This is a genomic window from Nitrospirota bacterium (assembly GCA_016178585.1).
GTDB lineage: Bacteria > Nitrospirota > Nitrospiria > JACQBW01 > JACQBW01 > JACOTA01.
This window is the reverse complement of record JACOTA010000015.1, coordinates 1-19,835: the sequence shown is the minus strand read 5'-3', so window position 1 is coordinate 19,835 and position 19,835 is coordinate 1. Positions and strand designations below refer to the sequence as shown.

At 46.8% G+C, this 19,835-nt stretch carries 25 protein-coding genes; 19 read left to right on the top strand and 6 right to left on the bottom strand.

Going from position 1 to position 19,835, the window contains the following annotated elements; all coding sequences use genetic code 11:
• Positions 1 to 172: 172 nt before the first annotated feature.
• The 3 genes from HYR79_02625 to HYR79_02615 all read left to right on the top strand — a co-directional run bounded on the left by HYR79_02625 (position 173) and on the right by HYR79_02615 (position 1,320).
• Positions 173 to 523, top strand: coding sequence for a hypothetical protein (locus tag HYR79_02625; GenBank protein MBI1820582.1), 351 nt, complete (start codon positions 173 to 175; stop codon positions 521 to 523).
• A gap of 9 nt (positions 524 to 532) precedes the next feature.
• Positions 533 to 943, top strand: coding sequence for a hypothetical protein (locus HYR79_02620; protein ID MBI1820581.1), 411 nt, complete (start codon positions 533 to 535; stop codon positions 941 to 943).
• 128 nt (positions 944 to 1,071) lie between these two features.
• Positions 1,072 to 1,320, top strand: a complete 249-nt coding sequence (locus tag HYR79_02615) for a zf-HC2 domain-containing protein (GenBank protein ID MBI1820580.1) — start codon at positions 1,072 to 1,074, stop codon at positions 1,318 to 1,320.
• A gap of 301 nt (positions 1,321 to 1,621) precedes the next feature.
• On the opposite strand, the gene HYR79_02610 is transcribed toward HYR79_02615, so the two are convergent.
• Together HYR79_02610 and HYR79_02605 are read right to left on the bottom strand one after the other, a co-directional pair.
• Positions 1,622 to 1,957, bottom strand: coding sequence for a TfoX/Sxy family protein (locus HYR79_02610; GenBank protein ID MBI1820579.1), 336 nt, complete (start codon positions 1,955 to 1,957; stop codon positions 1,622 to 1,624).
• Between the two features lie 15 nt (positions 1,958 to 1,972).
• Positions 1,973 to 2,341 (bottom strand): nuclear transport factor 2 family protein, encoded by a 369-nt coding sequence (locus HYR79_02605; GenBank protein ID MBI1820578.1) that lies wholly within the window; start codon positions 2,339 to 2,341, stop codon positions 1,973 to 1,975.
• Positions 2,342 to 2,546: 205 nt separating this feature from the next.
• Between HYR79_02605 and HYR79_02600 the strand changes: the two genes are divergently transcribed.
• From HYR79_02600 to HYR79_02545, 12 genes are all read left to right on the top strand, one after another.
• Positions 2,547 to 3,239 (top strand): spondin domain-containing protein, encoded by a 693-nt coding sequence (locus tag HYR79_02600; protein MBI1820577.1) that lies wholly within the window; start codon positions 2,547 to 2,549, stop codon positions 3,237 to 3,239.
• A gap of 184 nt (positions 3,240 to 3,423) precedes the next feature.
• The gene (locus HYR79_02595) at positions 3,424 to 4,125 is read left to right on the top strand and encodes a response regulator transcription factor (GenBank protein MBI1820576.1); all 702 of its coding nucleotides are present in this window, start codon (positions 3,424 to 3,426) and stop codon (positions 4,123 to 4,125) included.
• Complete coding sequence (locus tag HYR79_02590; protein ID MBI1820575.1) at positions 4,125 to 5,204, top strand: HAMP domain-containing protein; 1,080 nt, start codon at positions 4,125 to 4,127, stop codon at positions 5,202 to 5,204. The genes HYR79_02595 and HYR79_02590 overlap by 1 nt, the downstream gene beginning before the upstream one ends.
• Positions 5,205 to 5,391: 187 nt before the next feature.
• Positions 5,392 to 6,390, top strand: a complete 999-nt coding sequence (locus HYR79_02585; GenBank protein MBI1820574.1) for a hypothetical protein — start codon at positions 5,392 to 5,394, stop codon at positions 6,388 to 6,390.
• A 121-nt stretch (positions 6,391 to 6,511) separates the two neighbouring features.
• On the top strand, positions 6,512 to 7,279 hold the full coding sequence (locus tag HYR79_02580) for a hypothetical protein (protein MBI1820573.1): 768 nt from the start codon (positions 6,512 to 6,514) through the stop codon (positions 7,277 to 7,279).
• 115 nt (positions 7,280 to 7,394) lie between these two features.
• A complete protein-coding gene (locus HYR79_02575; GenBank protein MBI1820572.1) occupies positions 7,395 to 7,904 on the top strand; it encodes a BamA/TamA family outer membrane protein in 510 nt (169 codons plus the stop codon).
• 143 nt (positions 7,905 to 8,047) lie between these two features.
• Positions 8,048 to 8,386, top strand: a complete 339-nt coding sequence (locus tag HYR79_02570; protein ID MBI1820571.1) for a hypothetical protein — start codon at positions 8,048 to 8,050, stop codon at positions 8,384 to 8,386.
• A gap of 56 nt (positions 8,387 to 8,442) precedes the next feature.
• Positions 8,443 to 10,209, top strand: a complete 1,767-nt coding sequence (locus tag HYR79_02565; GenBank protein ID MBI1820570.1) for a cytochrome c biogenesis protein DipZ — start codon at positions 8,443 to 8,445, stop codon at positions 10,207 to 10,209.
• Between the two features lie 75 nt (positions 10,210 to 10,284).
• Entirely contained in the window at positions 10,285 to 10,782 is a 498-nt protein-coding gene (gene msrB, locus HYR79_02560; protein MBI1820569.1) for a peptide-methionine (R)-S-oxide reductase MsrB, read from the top strand.
• 177 nt (positions 10,783 to 10,959) lie between these two features.
• Entirely contained in the window at positions 10,960 to 11,295 is a 336-nt protein-coding gene (locus HYR79_02555; protein MBI1820568.1) for a hypothetical protein, read from the top strand.
• 102 nt (positions 11,296 to 11,397) lie between these two features.
• A complete protein-coding gene (locus tag HYR79_02550) occupies positions 11,398 to 12,492 on the top strand; it encodes a beta-propeller fold lactonase family protein (GenBank protein MBI1820567.1) in 1,095 nt (364 codons plus the stop codon).
• A 153-nt stretch (positions 12,493 to 12,645) separates the two neighbouring features.
• Positions 12,646 to 13,266, top strand: coding sequence for a hypothetical protein (locus HYR79_02545; GenBank protein MBI1820566.1), 621 nt, complete (start codon positions 12,646 to 12,648; stop codon positions 13,264 to 13,266).
• Positions 13,267 to 13,344: 78 nt separating this feature from the next.
• Here HYR79_02545 and HYR79_02540 read toward each other — a convergent pair whose 3' ends face one another.
• Positions 13,345 to 14,016 carry a TetR/AcrR family transcriptional regulator gene (locus HYR79_02540; protein MBI1820565.1) on the bottom strand — a complete coding sequence of 224 codons (672 nt, stop codon included), beginning with the start codon at positions 14,014 to 14,016 and terminating at the stop codon, positions 13,345 to 13,347.
• Between the two features lie 94 nt (positions 14,017 to 14,110).
• On the opposite strand from HYR79_02540, the gene HYR79_02535 reads away from it, so the two are divergent.
• Genes HYR79_02535 through HYR79_02520 form a run of 4 tightly spaced genes read left to right on the top strand, consistent with a single transcriptional unit; the run spans position 14,111 to position 18,445 of the window.
• On the top strand, positions 14,111 to 14,857 hold the full coding sequence (locus HYR79_02535; protein ID MBI1820564.1) for an ABC transporter ATP-binding protein: 747 nt from the start codon (positions 14,111 to 14,113) through the stop codon (positions 14,855 to 14,857).
• Complete coding sequence (locus HYR79_02530) at positions 14,854 to 16,254, top strand: ABC transporter permease (protein ID MBI1820563.1); 1,401 nt, start codon at positions 14,854 to 14,856, stop codon at positions 16,252 to 16,254. The genes HYR79_02535 and HYR79_02530 overlap by 4 nt, the downstream gene beginning before the upstream one ends.
• The gene (locus HYR79_02525) at positions 16,251 to 17,057 is read left to right on the top strand and encodes an outer membrane lipoprotein-sorting protein (protein MBI1820562.1); all 807 of its coding nucleotides are present in this window, start codon (positions 16,251 to 16,253) and stop codon (positions 17,055 to 17,057) included. Before HYR79_02530 ends, HYR79_02525 begins: the two co-directional genes overlap by 4 nt.
• Positions 17,054 to 18,445: a hypothetical protein gene (locus HYR79_02520; protein MBI1820561.1), complete on the top strand. Its 1,392-nt coding sequence runs from the start codon at positions 17,054 to 17,056 to the stop codon at positions 18,443 to 18,445. The genes HYR79_02525 and HYR79_02520 overlap by 4 nt, the downstream gene beginning before the upstream one ends.
• Positions 18,446 to 18,739: 294 nt before the next feature.
• Here the strand turns inward: HYR79_02520 and HYR79_02515 are convergent, their stop codons facing one another.
• The 3 genes from HYR79_02515 to HYR79_02505 form a co-directional block, all read right to left on the bottom strand.
• Positions 18,740 to 19,099, bottom strand: coding sequence for a PIN domain-containing protein (locus tag HYR79_02515; protein MBI1820560.1), 360 nt, complete (start codon positions 19,097 to 19,099; stop codon positions 18,740 to 18,742).
• Positions 19,099 to 19,323: a hypothetical protein gene (locus tag HYR79_02510; GenBank protein MBI1820559.1), complete on the bottom strand. Its 225-nt coding sequence runs from the start codon at positions 19,321 to 19,323 to the stop codon at positions 19,099 to 19,101. Before HYR79_02510 ends, HYR79_02515 begins: the two co-directional genes overlap by 1 nt.
• 380 nt (positions 19,324 to 19,703) lie before the next feature.
• On the bottom strand, positions 19,704 to 19,835 hold a 132-nt coding region (locus HYR79_02505), incomplete at its 5' end, for an ISL3 family transposase (protein ID MBI1820558.1).

The following is a 19,835-nucleotide window of genomic DNA, read 5'->3' as shown; positions in this document are numbered from 1 at the left end:
CCGTCTTTATTAAAGAGACCGGATTTGTTCCAATTTTATTCCCCGGGCTGAAATTTAATCTCTCCGGGAATATTTTTGCCATTTAACCGGTATTATAGGTAAAAGAAAACGGCAAAGGTTCCAGAAGGGACCAGTCCGACGTTAACCCAATTAATAAAAGGAGCAAAGTCTTATGAAAACAATACAATTGATGGTGCTGGCTTTAACATTAATCCTGTCATTATCCACCTATGCGGAAGCCGAAACCGCCGGGAGCATCAAGATCCTCTTGCCGGTAGATGGCAGCCAACTTGACGCCGGGGAGACGTATCCGCTTAGCTATGAGGTCACCATTGGGACAGGAAGCGATCATTTTCATGTTTGGGTGGATGATAAAAGAGGACCCGGCATTCATGACACAAAGGGTACCTACAAACTCCCCAAAATGACCCCGGGCGAACACACGATTATGATCAAACTGGTTGCCAAGGATCACAACCCAACCGGTCCTGAGAAATCTATTAAGGTCATGGCCACCAGGTAGGGTGAAACCGTGGGCGATCTTATTTATACTTGCGTGCAATGGGTCCACAATTTCGGAGCGGTCATGGTTGTCAGCGCTCCGGCTGTGGCTCTATGGCTGGGCCAGGATCATGAAGCCAGGCACCATCAGCTTGCCTGGCTGATGGTGCTCGGCTGGACCACCCAAGGCGCAAGCGGAGCAGGTTTTGGTTTAACCAGCCTGTATCTAAAGGGGCAAATTCCCGACGTCGCCGGTATCGCACTCGTGGCGCTCGTGATAAAAATAACCTGCGCGGCGACCGGTTTTATTCTTGCGGTGGTCTATCTGCGAGTGGGTGCCGTCCATTGGTCATCTCGCAGTCAGATCCTTGTACGGCAGTTCATGCTGGGGCTTGGAGTCACTGCGCTGAGCGGCGCCGCCTTTCTCCGATGGTATTTATAAATGGGGGCCAATCACTACTGTCCCAATGCTAGTTGAATAAATTCAACGGGTTAGAGATATTGTATTCTGGCTCTTCGTAAACTTTAAAGGTATGTGAAACTCTAACTCTCCTGGAGCATTTTTAAAAAATGTATGATTGCAGTACGATCCTTAATATTATGCATCCTTATCTGGATGGTGAACTGGATACAAAAGAAGCGATGTTGATTCAGGGGCATCTCGACACCTGTCCCAACTGCCGGATCAAACTTCAAAATGAAAAAAAACTGTTAATGTTCTATAAAAACAATTTACCCAGAGAAGAAGTCCCTCATGACCTGAAGGTTCGTTTGATTGAGTTGATAAAAGAAAAAGCCTTGCCTGAAAAATTCAAATAAAGTGGTTTAAGCTTTTTTATCCGGCAACGACAGGCGTTATGGTCGTATGAGATCCCTGCCTCTGTCAGTTTACCGGTTTTATTCCTCAAATCTTCATCATCCCTTTATCTCTTCTTTAAAAACATATTTTATGATTTGGCTTGTCAATAAAAGTATGTCTTAAATGATCCTTTTTCTACTCTCGGGTGGAATTTTTATGAGGGGTTTCAGACCTTTGAAACCAACCCCGATGATGCTGACTAGCGTCTCCCGCGCGCTACGCGCCCCCCAGGAGGAATTCAAAAAAACTTTAATCCGGACTTTATTTCCTGGTTGCTTTTGCCCTCTTATTAAAGTCAAGCGCAAGCCCGATCCAAAAGCCAAAATCCTTCTTGTTTTTCATCCCTTCTTCTTTGATGAGAACATATCCTTTATATTCTCTTCCTTTCATTTCCATCGTCCGGCAACCTTTTCTCTTCATTGCTTCTTCGTGTAGTGCAGGGTCAATGCGACACATCATTTCATCGTCACCAACGCTGACACACATTTTTCCATTTACCATAAAAGTCACGCCACGAAACATCTTCTTTTCTTCCACTTTCGACAAATGCGCAAGCGCCTCTCTGACTCTATTGGTTAATTTTTCGTTGTATGCCATAATACGATAATTGATTTACTTTTTCGTAAGAACGGAAAAAGTATAGGTGTCAAAAAATATCGTCAGCGCATGAAGCTTCCCATCCTTTACTTTCCAAAATTCTGCAACATCACCATTGATCCTGGTGCCGTTAGGAAATATATAGTCATAGCTCGCAAGGACGCAAGCTCTATCGTCTTCCACAATCATTTCTTTCACCCGCATGGTTTTGAATAATCGAGAGAATCTTTTGATGACTTCAATGTATGCCGACTTGCCCACAATCGGAGTTGTCTTTGTCATATCGCCACCGACGAACTTGAAGTCATCAGATATAACGGATTCCCATCCGCTCTTTTGCGCAAGCCCATCGTAATATGCTTCGAGAAGTTCTTTTGTTGTCATAGGCTTATTCCAAGGAAAGGTTTATAAAAGAAAAACAGACCGGAGCGCAAAAACAAAAAAGAATCCGCCTGTTCATTCTTTGGTTCATATTGCCGGGTCAATTCTTCCTCAAATCTTCATCATCCCTTCATCTTTTCTTTAAAAATATATTTTATGATCGGTCTTGTCAATAAAATTAACCCTAATAATCATAAGGAGAAACACGATGAAGCTTATACAAACGACGGGTATTAGCGTATTGGTTCTGTTAATGTTTTCTTTTAATTCTGTGAAAGGTTTTGCGGAGGAATATGGGGGGAAAAGCGCCGGGAAATATGAAGTCACGATTACCAATATTACCTCCGGTCAGATTTTTACTCCTATCCTTCTGGCAAGTCATCAACCGGGAGTGAAACTTTTTACTCTGGGAAAACCGGCTAGTGTGGAACTGGAAATTCTCGCTGAAGGGGGAAATGTCGCTCCCCTCACTAACCTCTTGACCAGCGATCCTGGAGTAAAAATAGTTATCAATTCAGGCGCTCCACTCCCTCCAGGTCAATCTGTAACCCTTATGATCGGGACTGATCATCTTTTCAATTCTCTAAGTATTGCCGCGATGTTGGTTCCTACCAATGATGCTTTCTTTTCGATTGACGATGTCAGAGGACCTGACGAAAATGAATCGTTAACCCTTTATGCCCCTGCATATGATGCCGGAACAGAAGCAAATGATGAGCTTTGTTCCCATATTCCAGGTCCTCCTTTTATTTGCCAGGGAGAGGGATTTAACGCGAGCAGGGATAGCGCTGAGGGATTTGTCCATATCCACCGGGGAATTCATGGAATCGGAGATTTAAAGGCGGATCAACGGGATTGGCGAAATCCGGTGGCGGAAATTACGATCCGGCGTGTCCCTTAAACGATCCTTTTTTTATTCTCGGGTGGAATTTTATGAGGAAATTTAACTCTCTCAAGGGAAGGCCTGTTTTTGGCCTTCCTCTTTTTTTGACTGAGATATCCCGTTTGAGGCCTTCTTTTTCTTCGGCTCTTCTTATCTTCACAAAGCCATGTTATAATTTTCTAAGCAACCTGGGGATAGAAAAATGACCGCCTCACCGAAGGATTCAATTTTGATTGTGGAGGATGACCGAAAAACGGCTTCAATCCTCAGTCTCTATCTTCAAAAAGAGGGATTTCAGACCTTCGAAGCCTACAACGGAATCGACGCGCTTTCCCTCTTTAAGAAATGCCGGCCCGTTTTTGTCCTTCTCGACCTGATGATTCCGAAGCTGGATGGCATAGAAGTGTGTAAGAAGATCCGGCAGGAGTCTGATGTTCCGATTATGATGGTGACGGCCAAGGTGGAAGAAATCGATAAACTGGTTGGTCTTTCCATCGGCGCAGATGACTACGTCGTCAAGCCTTTCAGCCCGAGAGAAATCGTCGCCCGGGTCAAGGTGATTCTTCGCCGTTTTCAACGAAGAGGAGCGGGGTCCCTTAAAACATTTTCGTTTCAAGGTCTTGCGGTCGATTCGGAAAAACACAAGGTCACTTTAAACAGCGTTCCGTTGCAACTGACTCACGTCGAATTTAAACTTTTGGTAACGCTATTGGCTGTTCCCGGACGGGTCTATTCACGCGAGGCCCTGCTGGAAGAAATTTATCCGGGAGGCGAGGCTACCGTCCTTGATCGAACGGTCGATGTGCATATTAAAAATCTCCGGCAGAAGATCGAGAAAAATCCCGCGCGCCCCCGGTATATTAAAACGGTCAGGGGAATCGGTTACCAATTCGCTGAGGAATAATGAGGAATAAGATGCAAATCCCGAGAATCAGCCTGATCTGGAAACTGGTTGCGATTAACCTTCTAGGGGTCGGAACTGTCATTATTCTTGCCTGGCAGGTGATTGATCATCTGGCCGCGGGCTACTTTATGGATCTGATGAAACAATATAATATTGACCCCAAGGTCCTCCATGCCATGTTTCTTCATACCACCCATCAGTTTCTTCTCCTTTCGATGTTTCTCGGTCTCGGAGTGGTTACGCTTCTCAGCTTCTTTATGACCAAGCAGGTCATGCGCTCTCTGACTCAGATGAACCGGGTAACGGGGAAGCTGGCGCAGGGGGATTACTCCGAGCGGGTCAAGGTGACCACCCATGATGAGGTTGGCGACCTGGGACTCGCTTTTAATCGAATGGTGGAAAGCCTGGAAAAAATCGAGGGGATGAGAAAAGAACTGGTCGCCAACGTGGCCCATGAGCTTCGCACCCCGCTCAATAATATGCGGGGCCAACTGGAAGCGATTCAAGACCGTTTAATGGAGCCGTCACGGGAGACGATCGATTCCCTCCATGAAGAGCTCCTACGGCTGGTTCGTCTGGTTGAAGCGCTTCATCATCTTTCTCAGATTGACTCCGAAACAGGAGTCCTGAAAAAAGAGCAGATTGATCTTTATCCCTTGATTCTGCGGTTGGTTCAAAAAGAGCAGACCCGTTTTGATCAAAAGAGGATTCGGTTAAAAATGAATGGAGCGCCGATTCCCGTTATCGCCGATACCGATCAGATCATACAGGTTGTTCAAAACCTGATCCAGAACGTTCTGCAATATACGCCTGAAGAAGGGAAGGCCGCTATTGATTTACTGAGAGAAGGGAATCGGCTAAAGGTTCTTTTCACCAACAGCGGAACCGGAATTCCGGAGGAGGATCTGCCTCATATTTTTGAACGGTTTTACCGGGGAGAAAAATCCCGGTCGCGTGAATGGGGCGGAGCAGGCATTGGACTGGCCATTGTAAAACAGATTATTGAGGCTCATGGCGGAGAGGTAGGAACCAGGAGCAGATCCGGTCAGACTCAGGTCTGGTTTACCCTTCCCCTGTAAAGCACTCTTCATAAGCTCTTCATATTCCCTTTATTCTTCCTTCAAAATGTTTCGGTAGAATCATTTCAGAAAAAAGCAAAAGCGTCTTTTTTAAACAAGAAATAAATTTAATCTGGATCGCGGTTAGTCCAGCGGATGCGGTTGTCTTTTAAAGCACCTAAACCTTATAAAATATAGGAGAGATAGTATGAAACGTTTCATAGTTAGATTGGCTCGGGTATTTTCAACGGCCGTATTTTTAGGGGGAATCATCGCTCTGGTCTCAATGGCTTATCCTGTCAGCGCGTCTGCGGCTCCCAAGATAACGATGCCCCTTGTTCCAGGTTTCTTTAACGGGGAGATGATTTATTACATCAATACCGAAGCTTCCGATGCGGCTGTGGCTGCCGCTGATGGGACCACCTATGTTCCCAGACTGGTGAATGCAATCGGGGCATTGGGAACAGCCGATTTGTACCATGTCACAAACTTCAGTCAGCCGAATATCCTGGATTCCGTACCGAATCCTGTCGGTCCAAACAATACCGATCCTGACTACAGTCCTCTCTGGCTGATCCATTTGGTAACCTGGCAAAAAGGTTTTACGCCGGTGACATTGAAATCGGAAGCAGATATTCAGGACGCTCAATCTGCCGGTAAAGTGATTGTCCAGGCGACCACGATAGTGGTAAACTGCCCCGTCATGGTTACTTCCACAGGAACATTTCCTGGCGCGCTTGAAGTTAACCTTGAAGAGGCCGCTGAGGGAGAGGGGACCATTACGCTTCCGCTGATTAAAGGTTTTGCAAATGGCCATGTCAATTTCTATATTAGCACAGATGCTTCTGACAGGGCTGCGGCGGTTCAGGATGGTTCGAACTTTGTGTCCAAGCTTGTTAATCTGAGAGGAAGCGGAGCAGAAGCAGATCTTCACCCTTTTGTGGGCAGTGCCAACCCTGCGCAAAAAAACGTAGAAGATTCGGCGCCGAATCCGGTAGGCCCATCAAATATCGACAAAGACTATAGCCCGATGTGGGATATCGCGCCGGTGACATTTACCAATCAGTCATTCCAGGCTTATCCTCTTATTAAATCGGAGCAGGAGATTTTTCGCCTGGCTGGAATAGGGCAAATGAGACTTCTTCCGGAGCCGGGGTTAATCATCAACTGCCCTATTGTGCGGGTCGCGGGCAACGGTGATAAATAAAAGATCAGAATCAGGCCGATAAGTCAATCGATGACACCATCGATTCTTGGTCAGAAATGACATTTAATCAGAAGGCCTGTTCTAAACAGGCCTTCTCCATTTTACCAATGAATCTTTTCAGATGATAACCAATTATAATCAAAGATTATTATTTTGCATTTTTTCAATAGGGGTCTTATATTTTCCAATCGATGTTTCAGCTTTTCCGGTAGAAAAGGTCGAAATTGAAGGAGCCAGGACTCACTCTAATGTTGTTCGCCAGCTTCTTGATACAACAGCAGAAAATGAATTTGATCCAGAGACATGGAAAAGGGATATTCAAAGAATTAAAAATACGGGGCTCTTTTATGATCTTCATCATGAAGTGGAGGAAGAAAATGGGAAACAGGTCATTCACTTTCATCTCAGAAACAAGATTTCTTTAATTCCCATTTTTAAGTACAAACAGGGCGGAGGAACATCCCTTTTAACCGTAGGGGCCTATGAGGTGAATTTCCTGGACAGGCTTCTGGAGATTGGAGCGCAGTATGAAAATATGAGCGGCAGAAGTGGTGGTGTTGCCTGGTTCCGCCATCCCTATTTTTATTCCCGAAGAAATAATTTCGGAACTGAGGTTTATGTTCATACCATCAATTTGCCTCTGTTTACATCTGAAGGCGTGGAAGAAGGGGATTTCGATAATGAAGAAGTGAGATGGAATACCCGGTTTTTAAGAGAACTAACTGATAATGTACGCGCGGGGATTGGTCTCAGTCTATACCGTAAGTATTACACGACTCCTCTCCCCTTGTGGGAGAGGCTGGGAGAGGGGAACAGATCACCTTTCACCCTCCCCTACCCCTCCCATCAAGGGAGGGGTATAATCATAAATAGTTGTCCAGTTATTTAGCGGACACTACACTAGAAACGCTCTTTTTGCCGGCAATGAGGCGTTAAACTCCGGTCTTACCGTTTCCTTTTTACCTCAGATCATTTTAGGAAAGGTCAATAAAGATGAATTTTATGTGGAGGGGTCTGAGGTCACTTTACAAGGAGAGGTTGCCAAGCGTTTTTTGGGATCAGACTTTGATTTTGTCAGAGGAGAATTGCGCTGGAATGCTGGATTCCGTCCGGAGGAAAAACTTAATGTCGCCACCCAGTTTCAGGTCGGTTCAAAGACCGGCAATGAGTTTCAGCATAAATTTTATCTGGGAGGATTGGATACTCTCCGCGGATTTTTGGATAAACAATTCCGCGGCGATCATTTCTGGCTGTTTAATCTTGAGGTCCGTCCAACACTTTTGGAAACCCCGAACTGGATCCTCCAGGGAAATCTATTTGCCGATTTAGCGAAGACATGGGATGGAAAAAGCTTTTCAGTCGCCGGGTTCGACAAGCCCTTTATTACGTTTGGAACCGGTTTCCGGATTATTCTTCCGAGAGTTTATCGTGGTATTCTAAGAGGGGATATCGCCTGGACTCAAGAGCCGATCAAGCAGGTTGGATTTACTTTTGGTTTGCAACAGTTTTTTTAATTGAATGGTTCTTCATAAACTCTTCATATTTCCTTTATTCTTCCTTCAAGATTTTCTGATAAGATTACTTCTGTAAAATAAAAAGCGCCTTTTTCCAGTACAGGGAAAAAGGAAGTCTAACCCAAACAAAAAAGGAGAAACCCATGAAAAAAATCTTAAAATTAAATCATTCCTTCTGGACAATAGCTTTTCTCGGAATGCTCTTCCTCAGTCTGCCGGTTTATGCGATGGATCCGGATAGCATGAAGATGGATAGCGGGAAAGAAAAAATGATGCAGAGCGGACAAATGAGCGCCGATGAGATGATCATGAAGGGGGATGAGATGATGACCCGGGGAAAAGAAATGAAAGAAAAGGGAATGATGATGAAGAAAAAAGAGATGAAAAAGGGTGGAATGATGAAAGAAGAGGGGATGATGAAGGGAAACGAAATGAAAGGCGATAAAATGGAGGATATGAAGATGAAGGAGATGGGGAAATAATCGGTGGATCGAGTATCCTCGATGATGTTTAGTGGTGAGTTGAAAAGGAGAAAATCATGAATTGGACTCTGGAGTTATTATCGGTTTTCGCTGGATTGATGACGGTGTTAAGTCCCTGCGTTCTTCCCATTCTACCACCCCTTCTGAGCGCGTCAGTCTCGACGCCCCTTCGTCACCGTCCTTTCTGGATCGTGTTGGGTCTTTCGAGTAGTTTTGCCTTATTCGGAACGGCCTTTGCTCTCTTTGGAAGCATTCTGGGATTAAGCAACTCCCTCCTCCGCAAAGTGGCATTGGTCATTCTCTTTTTCTTTGGCCTCACATTGATATGGCCGAAGCTCTGGGAAGGAATTGGAGGCCGAATCAGTTCCATGGCGCAAAGGATTGTAGGGACTAACCGGTTCGTTGCGGAAGAGGGCCGACTCTCCTCCCTTCTGATCGGGGCATCGTTGGGTTTGATCTGGGCGCCCTGCGCAGGACCGATCCTGGGTATTGTCCTTACATTGGCAACCGTTCAGAGATCGTTTACACATACCCTCCTCTTGATGGGAGGATATGCTCTGGGAGCGGCTGTCCCAATGCTCCTGATCGGTTATGGGGGACAGAGAATTTTTCGCCAAATTCAAAGGTTTCGCTCGTGGGGGCCATTTTTCCACAGGTTTTTTGGATTTACGACGCTCGCGACGGTCATTGGTCTCTTCTTTAATCTTGATACTCAGCTTCTTTCTCACCTTCCCGGACAATTTTTCATCACCAACAAGATTGAAAAAGAATTGCTGGGGAAAAATGATTCCTCGACGCGTCTCGCGGGTTTTACACCCATAGCTAACTTTTCACCTGGTGTCGTTCTGGCCTCGACTGGAAAAATACCGTTGCCTGTTTTGGGCAAGATGCCGGAATTTTCCGGGATTACGACATGGATTAATTCTCCTGGTCTGACCTCTATGGATTTGAGAGGAAAAGTGGTCCTGGTGGATTTTTGGACCTATTCCTGTATCAATTGCATTCGAACCCTTCCTTACGTCACGAAATGGTACGAAAAGTATAAAGATCAGGGATTGGTCGTCGTCGGGGTGCATACTCCGGAATTTAGTTTTGAAAAAGAAGAAGCCAATGTGAAACAGGCGATCATCCGGCATGGCATCCATTACCCGGTTGCCATAGACAATAATTATGGGACCTGGAATGCCTATAACAATCAATATTGGCCGGCGCACTATTTAATCGACGTTCAGGGGAATATCCGTGAAGAACATTTTGGGGAAGGTAATATTGATGAGACTGAGCAAGCCATCCAGGCTCTATTAGTCGAGGCAAAACTTCTTCATAAACCTATGAGGCTGGAGGCTCCAAAAAGTTCGGTTGATTTTACAAAAATCCATTCGGACGAAACCTACCTTGGGTATGGACGGACGGAACATTTTTCATCTCCTCAAAAAATGATGGCGGATTCCGCCTTGCCTTATACGGCGCCCTCGACACTATCTCTGAACCGCTGGGCGCTGAAAGGTCTGTGGAAAATCACTAAAGAGGCCGCGGTTCTCCAATCTCCGCACGGCGCGGTTCAATTCCGGTTTAACGCGCCAAAGCTCAACCTGGTCATGGTCGCGGGAGAGAAAGAATTGACCGCAAAAGTTCTTCTGGATGGAAAACCAATTCCTGCGGAGTTTCGCGGGAAAGATGTGGGACCAGACGGCACAGTCAGGATTTCCGAATCAAGAATGTACAATCTTGTTGCGCTTTCAGAAAGCGACGGAAGAGATCATCTCTTCGAACTATTCTTTGAAAAAGCAAATGTAAAGCTCTTCGCGTTTACATTTGGGTAGATAAATTTAATTTACTCGAGTTTAAGACTATGCAGGTGAAACCATCTTTTTTAAAGTTAAATAGCAGGAGGGCCAATGGATCGAAGAACATTCCTTAAATCTACCCTGGTTGCGGGAGTCGGAATTCTTGCCGTTTCCGTCAAGCCCCGACTGGTTCGATCGGGTGAGTCTGACGAATCCTTTGAAATGACCAGGACAGACGATGAGTGGCGGTCACTTTTGACCCCGGATCAGTACAACGTTCTACGAAAGGAGTCAACAGACCCCCCCTTTAAGAATGCCTATTTCAACAATAAAGCTCATGGCATCTACCTCTGCGCGGGATGTGATTTACCCCTATTTTCCTCTGAGGCCAAGTATGACAGCCATACCGGCTGGCCAAGCTTTTGGCAGCCGGTAAGCGAGTCGGCGGTACGGACCCGGACCGACTGGAAATTACTTTATCCCCGGACCGAGGTCCATTGCAGACGGTGCGGCGGTCATCAGGGGCATTTATTCAAGGATGGACCGCCTCCCACTGGCTTACGGTATTGTATTAACTCAGCGGCATTAAAGTTTGTTCCTGGCCAGTAGATACAAAAAAAAGATTTCTTCTTCACCTTCGAACCCTTCTTCATTAATTCTTCATACTCCCTTTATTTTTTTTTTCACACTCTGTTGGTAAAGTCACTCCATCAAAGTTATTGATTTCGTATCCATGAAAAATAACTTAAAAAATTCAACCCAATCATTTAATAAAAGGAGAAACAGATGGAAACAGCAGTAAAAAGAAGACCGTTAATATTAGCGGCAGCGTTGATGGGGATGTTATTGACCACTTTGCCGGCATTTGCAATGGATTCGGAAGGCATGAAGATGGAGGGCCAGAAAGGGGAAATGATGCAAAGCGAAAAGATGAGCGCTGATGAGATGATCAAGAAGGGGATTGAAATGATTGCTCAAGGCAATGAAATGAAAAAAAAGGGGATGATGATGAAGAAAAAAGAGATGAAGAAAGATGGAATGATGAAAGGGGACGACAAGATGATGGAAAACGACATGAAAGGAGGTGAAATGAAGAAAGATGAAATGAAAATGGATAAATAGGTTTCCGTAAAAATTACTTTCACTGATCTAATAAAATTGCGAAGCGCTTTTTTTAGATTTGCTGCGAACCACTTTTAATCAATCAATATAAGGAGTATTAAAATGAAACATAAGTTTATAGCAACCGTATTAAGCGTGGGGATGCTGATGATCTCCACAATGACCGTTTTTGCAAAAAACACGAACCCGGTCGGGGCCGTCTACAGTATGACCAACGTTTCAAACGGGAACAGCGTGGTTGTTTTCAGCCGGGACGAGGAAGGGATTCTAACGAACATTGGTTCGGTATTGACAGGCGGAAAGGGTTCAGGGGGCGGTTTTGATCCGCTTGCTTCCCAGAATTCCCTTGTCCTGAGCCACGATCACAGATGGCTCCTTGCCGTCAATGGAGGGAGCAATGAACTCTCTCTCTTCCGGGTCCTGCCGGATGGATTAGAACTGGCGGATAAGGTTGCTTCAGGAGGAACATTTCCCGTCAGCGTGACGGTCGACCAGAACCTGGTCTATGTTCTAAACGCCGGGCCATCTCCTAATATCACAGGTTTCAATTTGAGCCAGAGAGGCCATTTAACTCCCCTGTCGAACTCCACCCGATCGCTGGTGTCGACCGGGGCGTTTTCCCAGATCGGTTTCGACCCGGAGGGAAATAAGTTGGTGGTGACGGATAGAGCTGAAAGTCAGATTATCGTCTACTCGGTAAGCGACGACGGATTGCCCGCAGCGACTCCGGTCACCTCGGCATCAAACGGTAAAGTCCCCTTCGGTTTTATTTTTGACGAGCGGGGTCGCCTCGTGGTGGTTGAAGTAGGTCCCGATGCTGTTTCGACTTACAATATTCTTCCAAATGATACTCTGCAGGTGATCAGCGGATCGGTGGTCAATGGGCAGAAAGCGGCCTGCTGGATCGCGGGCAACGAACGGGGTGATATCTTCACTACGAATCCCGGCAGTGGGACGATCTCCAGCTACAACCTCATGCCCCAAAACGGGCAAGTGTCGCTCTTGAACGCTACGGATAGGAGAGGCAATAAACCGCTCGACCTCGGTATTACCTCAGACGGACGTTTTCTCTATGCCCTGGATCCTGGGAGCGGAAACGTGGATATGTTCCGTATCGAACGTGATGGGAGCTTGAGCAATTTGGGGGTTGTCTATGGACAATTCGCCCTGTTTGCGCAAGGGATCGCGGTACGCTAAGAAATCGAGACAAGTAAAAAGGCTTCAACAGACAAAAATAAAGGGGTGCAGAGTGAACCCTTTGCACCCCTTATTATTAAACAGTCGGATGGGGAGATGGCCGACAGGCTTGATTCGATCTCTTCCGATAGAGACTCTAAGGAGAAAGATCACATGTCTATATTGAAAAAACTTATACTAAGCGCCTCCATTCTTGTTCTGACGGCTGGTGTAGCCGCGGCTGCTGATGATCGTCCGGCGAAGGTAACCATATTCGCGCCAGGCGCCGGAGATATTGCCGGTGTGGCATCAAGAGGGTTCCTGGTTGATTTGGCGGTGGAATTCAAAGGGGATCTGGCCTCAACCGGGGCCTCGCTGGAACTCACCGGTCCGGGCGCGCATCAGAATGCGGCGCCATTTCCCGGAACATTTAGTTTGGGAGCGGATAAGGACCATTTTCCCGGTTTGGTCGTCCTGATCTCCTCCACAAAGGTGGGCGCCGGTCCGGGCCAAAATATCGCGAACTTATTCAATATCATTGCGGTGACTAACCGCACGCCCGCAAGTACGGAAATTTGGGCCACCTGGATCGCCGGAGCCAAAAATGCTTTTGGAGTTGAAGGGGAGATGATTCCTTCGCATCTCTTTATCACGATGGTAAAGGGTACGGCTCCCGATGTGATCGAGGACCGCAATGGCGACGGAAAACTGGATGCCGAAGACCTCGAACTCATGGGATATGAAGTGATTGCCAAAAGTCGCAATGTGGACTTTGTTGTGAATGGCTTGGAATAAGGGCGAGATAAAAAAGGGGCCGCGCAGGGAGAGGAGTCCCAGGGGATATTCGCACTGGAAGGCGACAAGCGTTTTTGTTCATGGGGGGAAGGCCCGAAGGGTCAGTTCCACCGCCCGCCGGGCGCGTTTTTTCAATTGTCCAGCGGAGGGAGAGGTCTCAGTACCCAGGATCGCTCTATAAAAGAGTTCCCCTCTCAACAGACCTAGCAATACGTCGCTGAATTCCGAGGCATCCACCCGGCCCAATTGTCCGGCGCGGACTAATTGTTCTGCTATCGTGCTTAACACTCCCTCACAATGTTCCTTTAGGGTATTCGAATAAATTCGACCAATTTGGGGAGATCTCCTCGATTCAGCGACTGCAATCCGAAATAATGCCAGGGCCTCGGCCTGCATAGAGATTTCCAGGATCAAAGTGGTGTAATGAATCAGCGCTTCTTTTGGATCAATGGCCGAGTCTTTCTCGATTGAATTAGATATGCCCAGGTACCGGCGCGCCCCCCATTCGAGCAATGCCTTGAAAAGACCGCTCTTGTTTTGAAAACGAGCGTAGAGCGTCGCCTTGGAGGCGCGAGCGCAACGCGCGATCTCAAGCATCGTCGCTTCGTAAAAGCCGCGCTCGGAAAAAACATGAAAAGCCGCGCCCAAAATTTCCTCATCTCGAGGATCCGGCAGTATCGGAAGCCACGCGGGCCTTTCACTTGTCCGGTCTTGATTGATTTTTTGTTTTACCCCATTTATCTTTGTCATCTTTTTTTAAAAGTTTACACGAACGCTTGACAAAGTACCCATTGGTACTGTATGTTAGGCCAACCGGTACCAACTGGTACTATCCTATTGAACCATGAGCGAGGGCATATTGCAAGCTGGAATTCAGACTCCCGATGACAACCGGGCCACCGCCCCGGCGGTGATTTTTGATCGCGTTTCCAAAATTTATCAATCCGGAGAGATTCGCGTGCCAGCCCTCAAGACCATTAGCCTTGAAATTCCTCGTAATCGGTTCTCAATGATCCTGGGCCCCTCCGGAAGCGGGAAGACAACGCTTCTAAATCTTGTAGGAGGCCTTGACCTCCCGACGGAAGGGAGCATTCGCATCTTCGGTCAACCGATCGCCGAGCTTACGGACAACCAGATTTCAGAGTTTCGCGCGCGGAACATTTCGTTTATCTTTCAAAGTTTTAACTTAATTCCGGTCCTGAGCGCCTACGAGAACGTGGAATACCCTTTAATCCTCCTGGGGCTGCCCAAGCTGGAACGTCAAAGAAGGACCCTGAAAATACTCGAATCCGTAGGATTAGATCGACATGCGGATCACCGTCCCAATCAGCTTAGCGGCGGACAGCGGCAACGCGTGGCCATTGCAAGGGCGTTGGTCAAGGGTCCCGGACTGGTGATTGCGGACGAACCCACAGCCAATCTCGATAGCAAGACCGGAGCCGCGATTATTGAGATCATGCATCGGGTTAGGGAAGAGCAGGGCGCGACGTTTCTTTTTTCAACCCATGATCCACAGCTGATCTCTCATGCCCAGGAAGTTTTCGTCGTTCGGGACGGGGAGCTTGTCGAGCGCAGATCGGAGACTAAATGAACCTTCTTCTCAAAACCGCCTTCCGTAATATTTTCCGAAATACCAGGCGATCCCTGATGACCATTTCCGCAATTGCCGTGGGTGCAATGTCGATGCTCCTCTTCGGCGAATTTGTAAATTACATTGTCCTGGGGCTTCAAACGAATGCCGTTAAACAAGGGGGGCACGTTGCGCTTTTCCGTAATGGATATTTCAAATATGGTTCCGGAAATCCTTCAGCCTATGGGATACCTGATTACTCGTCGGTGATTTCTCTCCTTTCACAAGATCCTCTCCTCAAGTCCAGGATCGCCGTGATTACCCCCACTATAAACCTCTTTGGAATTGCCGGAAACTTCGATGCCGATGTTTCGAAGACGTTTTTCGGGGTTGGGCTTGTTCCATTAGACTACCGACAGATGCAAAAATGGGATGAGTATGACATGGGACGCGGATATCCCAGGTCAGAGACGGGGCTTGTCGACGATGATATCACACGTGGATTCGTCGGCGCCGGCGTGGGGCGGATCCTCGGTCTTTGCAAGCCGCTTCACCTTACCGATTGCCCTTCGAAGCAGCCTCCCATTATCTCCGGATCACCCTCATTGAACCGGGATTTTAGTTCACTGACCGGGCGGGACAAGGATCTGACAAGCAGAGACCAAAACAGCACGCTCCCAAGGCTCGATCTTCTAGCCGGAACTACTGCAGGCGCTCCTAACGTCGTCAGTCTATATGTGGATCGAGCCGTTCCTCTGGGGGTTAAGGAGCTTGACGATAGTTTCATCGGTATGCACTTTAACCTGGCCCAGCAGCTTCTCTTCGGACGTAGCGAGCATCAGGCCATTAGCATTGTATTGCAATTCCACAATACAGAAGAGATGAGTCCTGCCCGCGCGAGGATTGAACAACTGATCCGGGAAAAGAGACTGGACCTTGAAGTCCGCGATCTCCTGGAACTTCAGCCTTTTTATAAACAGGTCGTCTCCATGTTTGGTTCCATTTTTTCATTTATCGCGGCGATCATGGGAGTGATTGTCCTGTTTATGGTCATCAATACGATGAGTATGAGCGTTATGGAGAGAACCCAGGAAATCGGAACGCTTCGCGCCCTTGGCGTAAAACGCAAAGGGATTCGCCTTCAGTTTTTGATTGAGGGGTTGATCATTGGAGTGCTCGGAGCCACAGCCGGAATCTTGTTGGGATCTGCGGCCGCAGAGATTATCAATCATGCGGGTCTGACATGGCTTCCGCCCGGACAAGCCGCTCCCGTTCCATTGAATGTCCTCACCAACAGATCAGGCGGGCTTATGTTTGGTATCTGGCTGGGTCTTTGTCTGATGGCGGCCCTTGCCTCGTTCATTCCCGCAAATCGTGCGGCCAGGATGAAAGTTGTTGATGCATTGGGACATGTATGAAAATGAAGGAGTGCCTGATGGTCGTCTTTTTTTTGGTTTTCCTTTTGGGTTTCAACTCTAATCTTTCGATTGCCGCGTCACCGGATCCGGAAAAGGTCTCAGCTCAAGAGATTATTACACGATCGGATCAAGTTCGAAATCCTGCTAAGCCCTTCCGGATGATGAGTCAGCTCATCGAATATGACGGAGGAGTGGCCCGCAATGAATTAACATTGATCATTTTTTCCAAGGAAGATAAGGAGTTGGGCCAATACAAAACGCTTGTTCGATACATCGAGCCTCTTCGTGATTTCGGAAAGCTGGTTCTGATGAATGGTTCCCAGATGTGGTTCTTTGACCCCTCTTCAAAGGCGAGCGTTCGGATCTCCCCCCAACAGCGCTTGATCGGGCAAGCCTCCGAAGGTGATGTCGTCACGGTTAATCTGGCGACAGACTACAAGGCTGAACTTCTCGGAACTGAAACGCTTGACGATGCCGATCGGAAGCCGAAAATCTGTTGGCATCTCGACCTGGCGCCGGCCAGGGACGACACGATTTACAGCCGCGTCGAATATTGGGTGGAACAAGGGACTTTTTATCCCGTCAAAGGAAAGTTTTACGCCGATAGCGGAAGGCTCCTAAAAATAGCCTATTATCATAGGTACAAAGAACAGCTTGATACAAAAAGGCCAGGAGAGGTGATCATCATCGACGCCGTAAATACGAGACAGGTTACCACCATGAATTTTTCAGACTATCGTTACCAGGAAATACCGGAGGCCTGGTTCCAACGAGAGTTCTTGCCGCATCTGAAAATCGAATGATGGGTAGAGCGATTTTTCTGTTTATGGCGCTCCTTTTTACTGCGGCGCCTCTCTTGGCCGACGAGAACTCCGATCTCGGCTTAATTCCGGACGTGGTACGAAACCAGCCCGAACGTCAGGAAGCTCCGCGGATGCTTTCCAAGAACTTTTTTCGTCTTTACATTGAAGATGCATTGACGGTCTCCTCTTTTAGGGAGACCTTGTCTGTTCCCGTTCCAATAGATTCCCCCCGCTGGCAAAATCGAACGAGCGTCGATTTGACGCGTCGTTGGGAAGTCGCGCAATCGTTGAGTTTCATATTGAGCAGCCGCCTCAGCGCCTTTGAGGCGGAGAACCTTCCTTTTCCTTCTCAAGGATCGGCCCAGATGAATTTTCGCGAGGTGTATCTCTCGGAGGAGACTTTTCCAGGAACATTTCTGGAGGCGGGAAGGATCAACATCCGAAATGGCGTCGCGTTAGGTTTTAATCCCACCGATTACTTCAAATCCCGCTCCGGGTTGACCCAGGCATCTCAGGATCCCTCCTCCTTGAGGGAAAATAGGCTGGGAACGGTCATGTTTCATCTTCACAAGATATGGGACTCAGGCGCTGCAAGCATCATTTACGCGCCGAGACTGCAGGCAGCCCAACCCATCACAGCCTCAGGACCTGCCAGTCTGGACCCTCTTTTCGGACAGACCAATGATTCCGATAGAATTCTTCTTACTCTTTCATACGATATTGCAAGTTTTTCTCCCCAGATGCTCTTTTATCACGAAAGCGCGATTACGCGGGTCGGGCTCAATGTCAGCAAGGTAATCTGTCCCAGTTTGGTAGGCCTTTTCGAATGGTCCGCAGCGAAGGAACCTGATTTAAGTGAAAGAGCGGTTACTTTTGGAAAAATGACGGGAAGCCTTCCTGCGATGACGCCTGTGATCCCACAGCAAGCCGCGGGTGCAAGTCTGCAACAAGACTCTGCTTTTGGCCTTTCATGGTCGGGTCCGTCAAAACTGACGGTGAATCTGGAGTATCACTTTCACCAGTCGGGTCTGAATCATGAGGAATTAAACCGCTGGTTCAGCCTGGGCGCCGCTAATCCTTTTTTGGCAAGTGAACTCTGGTATGTCCGGCAGTATGCCTTTGACCAGCAGGAGCCGTGGATGCAACAGGAGTTGTTTGTCCGTGCCGATTGGCCTGATTCCCTGGTAAAGAACCTTGAGCTTGGAGCCATCGCATTCATCAGCCCCTATGATGAATCAACGACGACTCAAATGTCCGGGGCCTATTTCTTGTCGAGCCGGTCAACGATTGCGAGTTACATTAGCTTTTCATCCGGAGGGATAGAAACGGTAAATGGAAGTGTGCCGCAGGTAAGTAGCGCCGTTCTTCAGCTAACCCGCTATTTTTAATGGGATTGTAGGGATAGAAATTGAAGACCGGAATAAACAAGTTTCTCTTTGCCGTTTTCGGAAATAACCCGTAAGGTGCCTCCTTCTAATTTTAATGTCACTTTCTTTATATCGAATATTTTCTCAGAATTTTCCATTCTGTATTCCCCTAGATATTTCATAGTAAAAGCCCTATTTCTATTTTCGTAACAAAATATTAGAGTCAAACCAATATTAGAGTCCAAATATTAGAGTCAGGTCTATTTAGTTGACATTATTGCTTTACGTCAGTGAGCGGGCTGATAAATTAAAATTCTAGGAGAATGACAATAAAATAGACCTGTCCCCTCTTTTTACTACAGAGAGAGCAAGAGCGACAAAGGGAGCGTCCAGAGGGTCAATACCGCCCATAATCTTATCAGCCTTTTTCAAGTTAGATTTTATCTCAGAAAACGGTATGATCGCTATATTTTCCAGGAGGATGGATAGTATTACATCTAACTCTTCCCTGTTTAAACCGCTTCGCCTGGAAATATAATCTTTGTGAACCTCTATTTCTTCAAGAGCAAATTCAGGCAATAAGAACTCAAAAGAGTCTAAGAGAAGAATTTCTCTGGTAACGGATTTTTTAAGGAGGGCCGAAATGAGAATGTTTGTATCTATCACAAACTTCATCAGGCTTTTTTGTATCTTTTGAGAAGGCCGGACTTGATGACATGATCGATTTCTTCAATGTCTTGTTCAGCAAGTTTGCTTTTAGAGGTGATTGAATCCAGGAGTCTTATTTTTTTAGTATAATTACCTAGGGTGTTGCTGATTACCTTGTTCCAGTTTATTTCTGGATGTTTTGATATGACCTTACTGACTTCAATAGGTATCTGAAAAGAAATTTTTGGCACGGCCTCCTCCAATAAATTATTGTAGATTAAGTTTAGCAATTCGAGTGTATATAATCAATGTTCATGATGAATTTCTTTTTCCTTCCAAATCTTTACTATAAGAAAACGCCTTTGATTTGACATCATGGATATCATTAGGAAATTTGGATGTTTTGAGAAGATAAAAAAAGAAAGGCCAAAAGCCTCCCTTTTTTATTTTTAGTGCTGTATTACTTTGCTTTGCTCGAACCTATTTTGAACAGAAAACGGACTAATCTGCGCGCCTCGTCCGCTCCCTGCAGTCGCGGGGAACAAAAATCAAAAATTTTCCTTATCTTTCTTATTCTTTCGGCGGGAGGTGTGGGGGGAGCCGACAAAAAATGGAAAGAAAAGTTGGCTCCTCAGCAGAATTTGTGGGTTGTTTCCGGTTCTGGCAGATTACCAAGTGTATGATATAAGGCGATTTGTAGGTTTTCTACCGACCGAAAACCGTATGCTTTTCTCATGGTCAGTTTCGCCTTGAGGTTAAATCC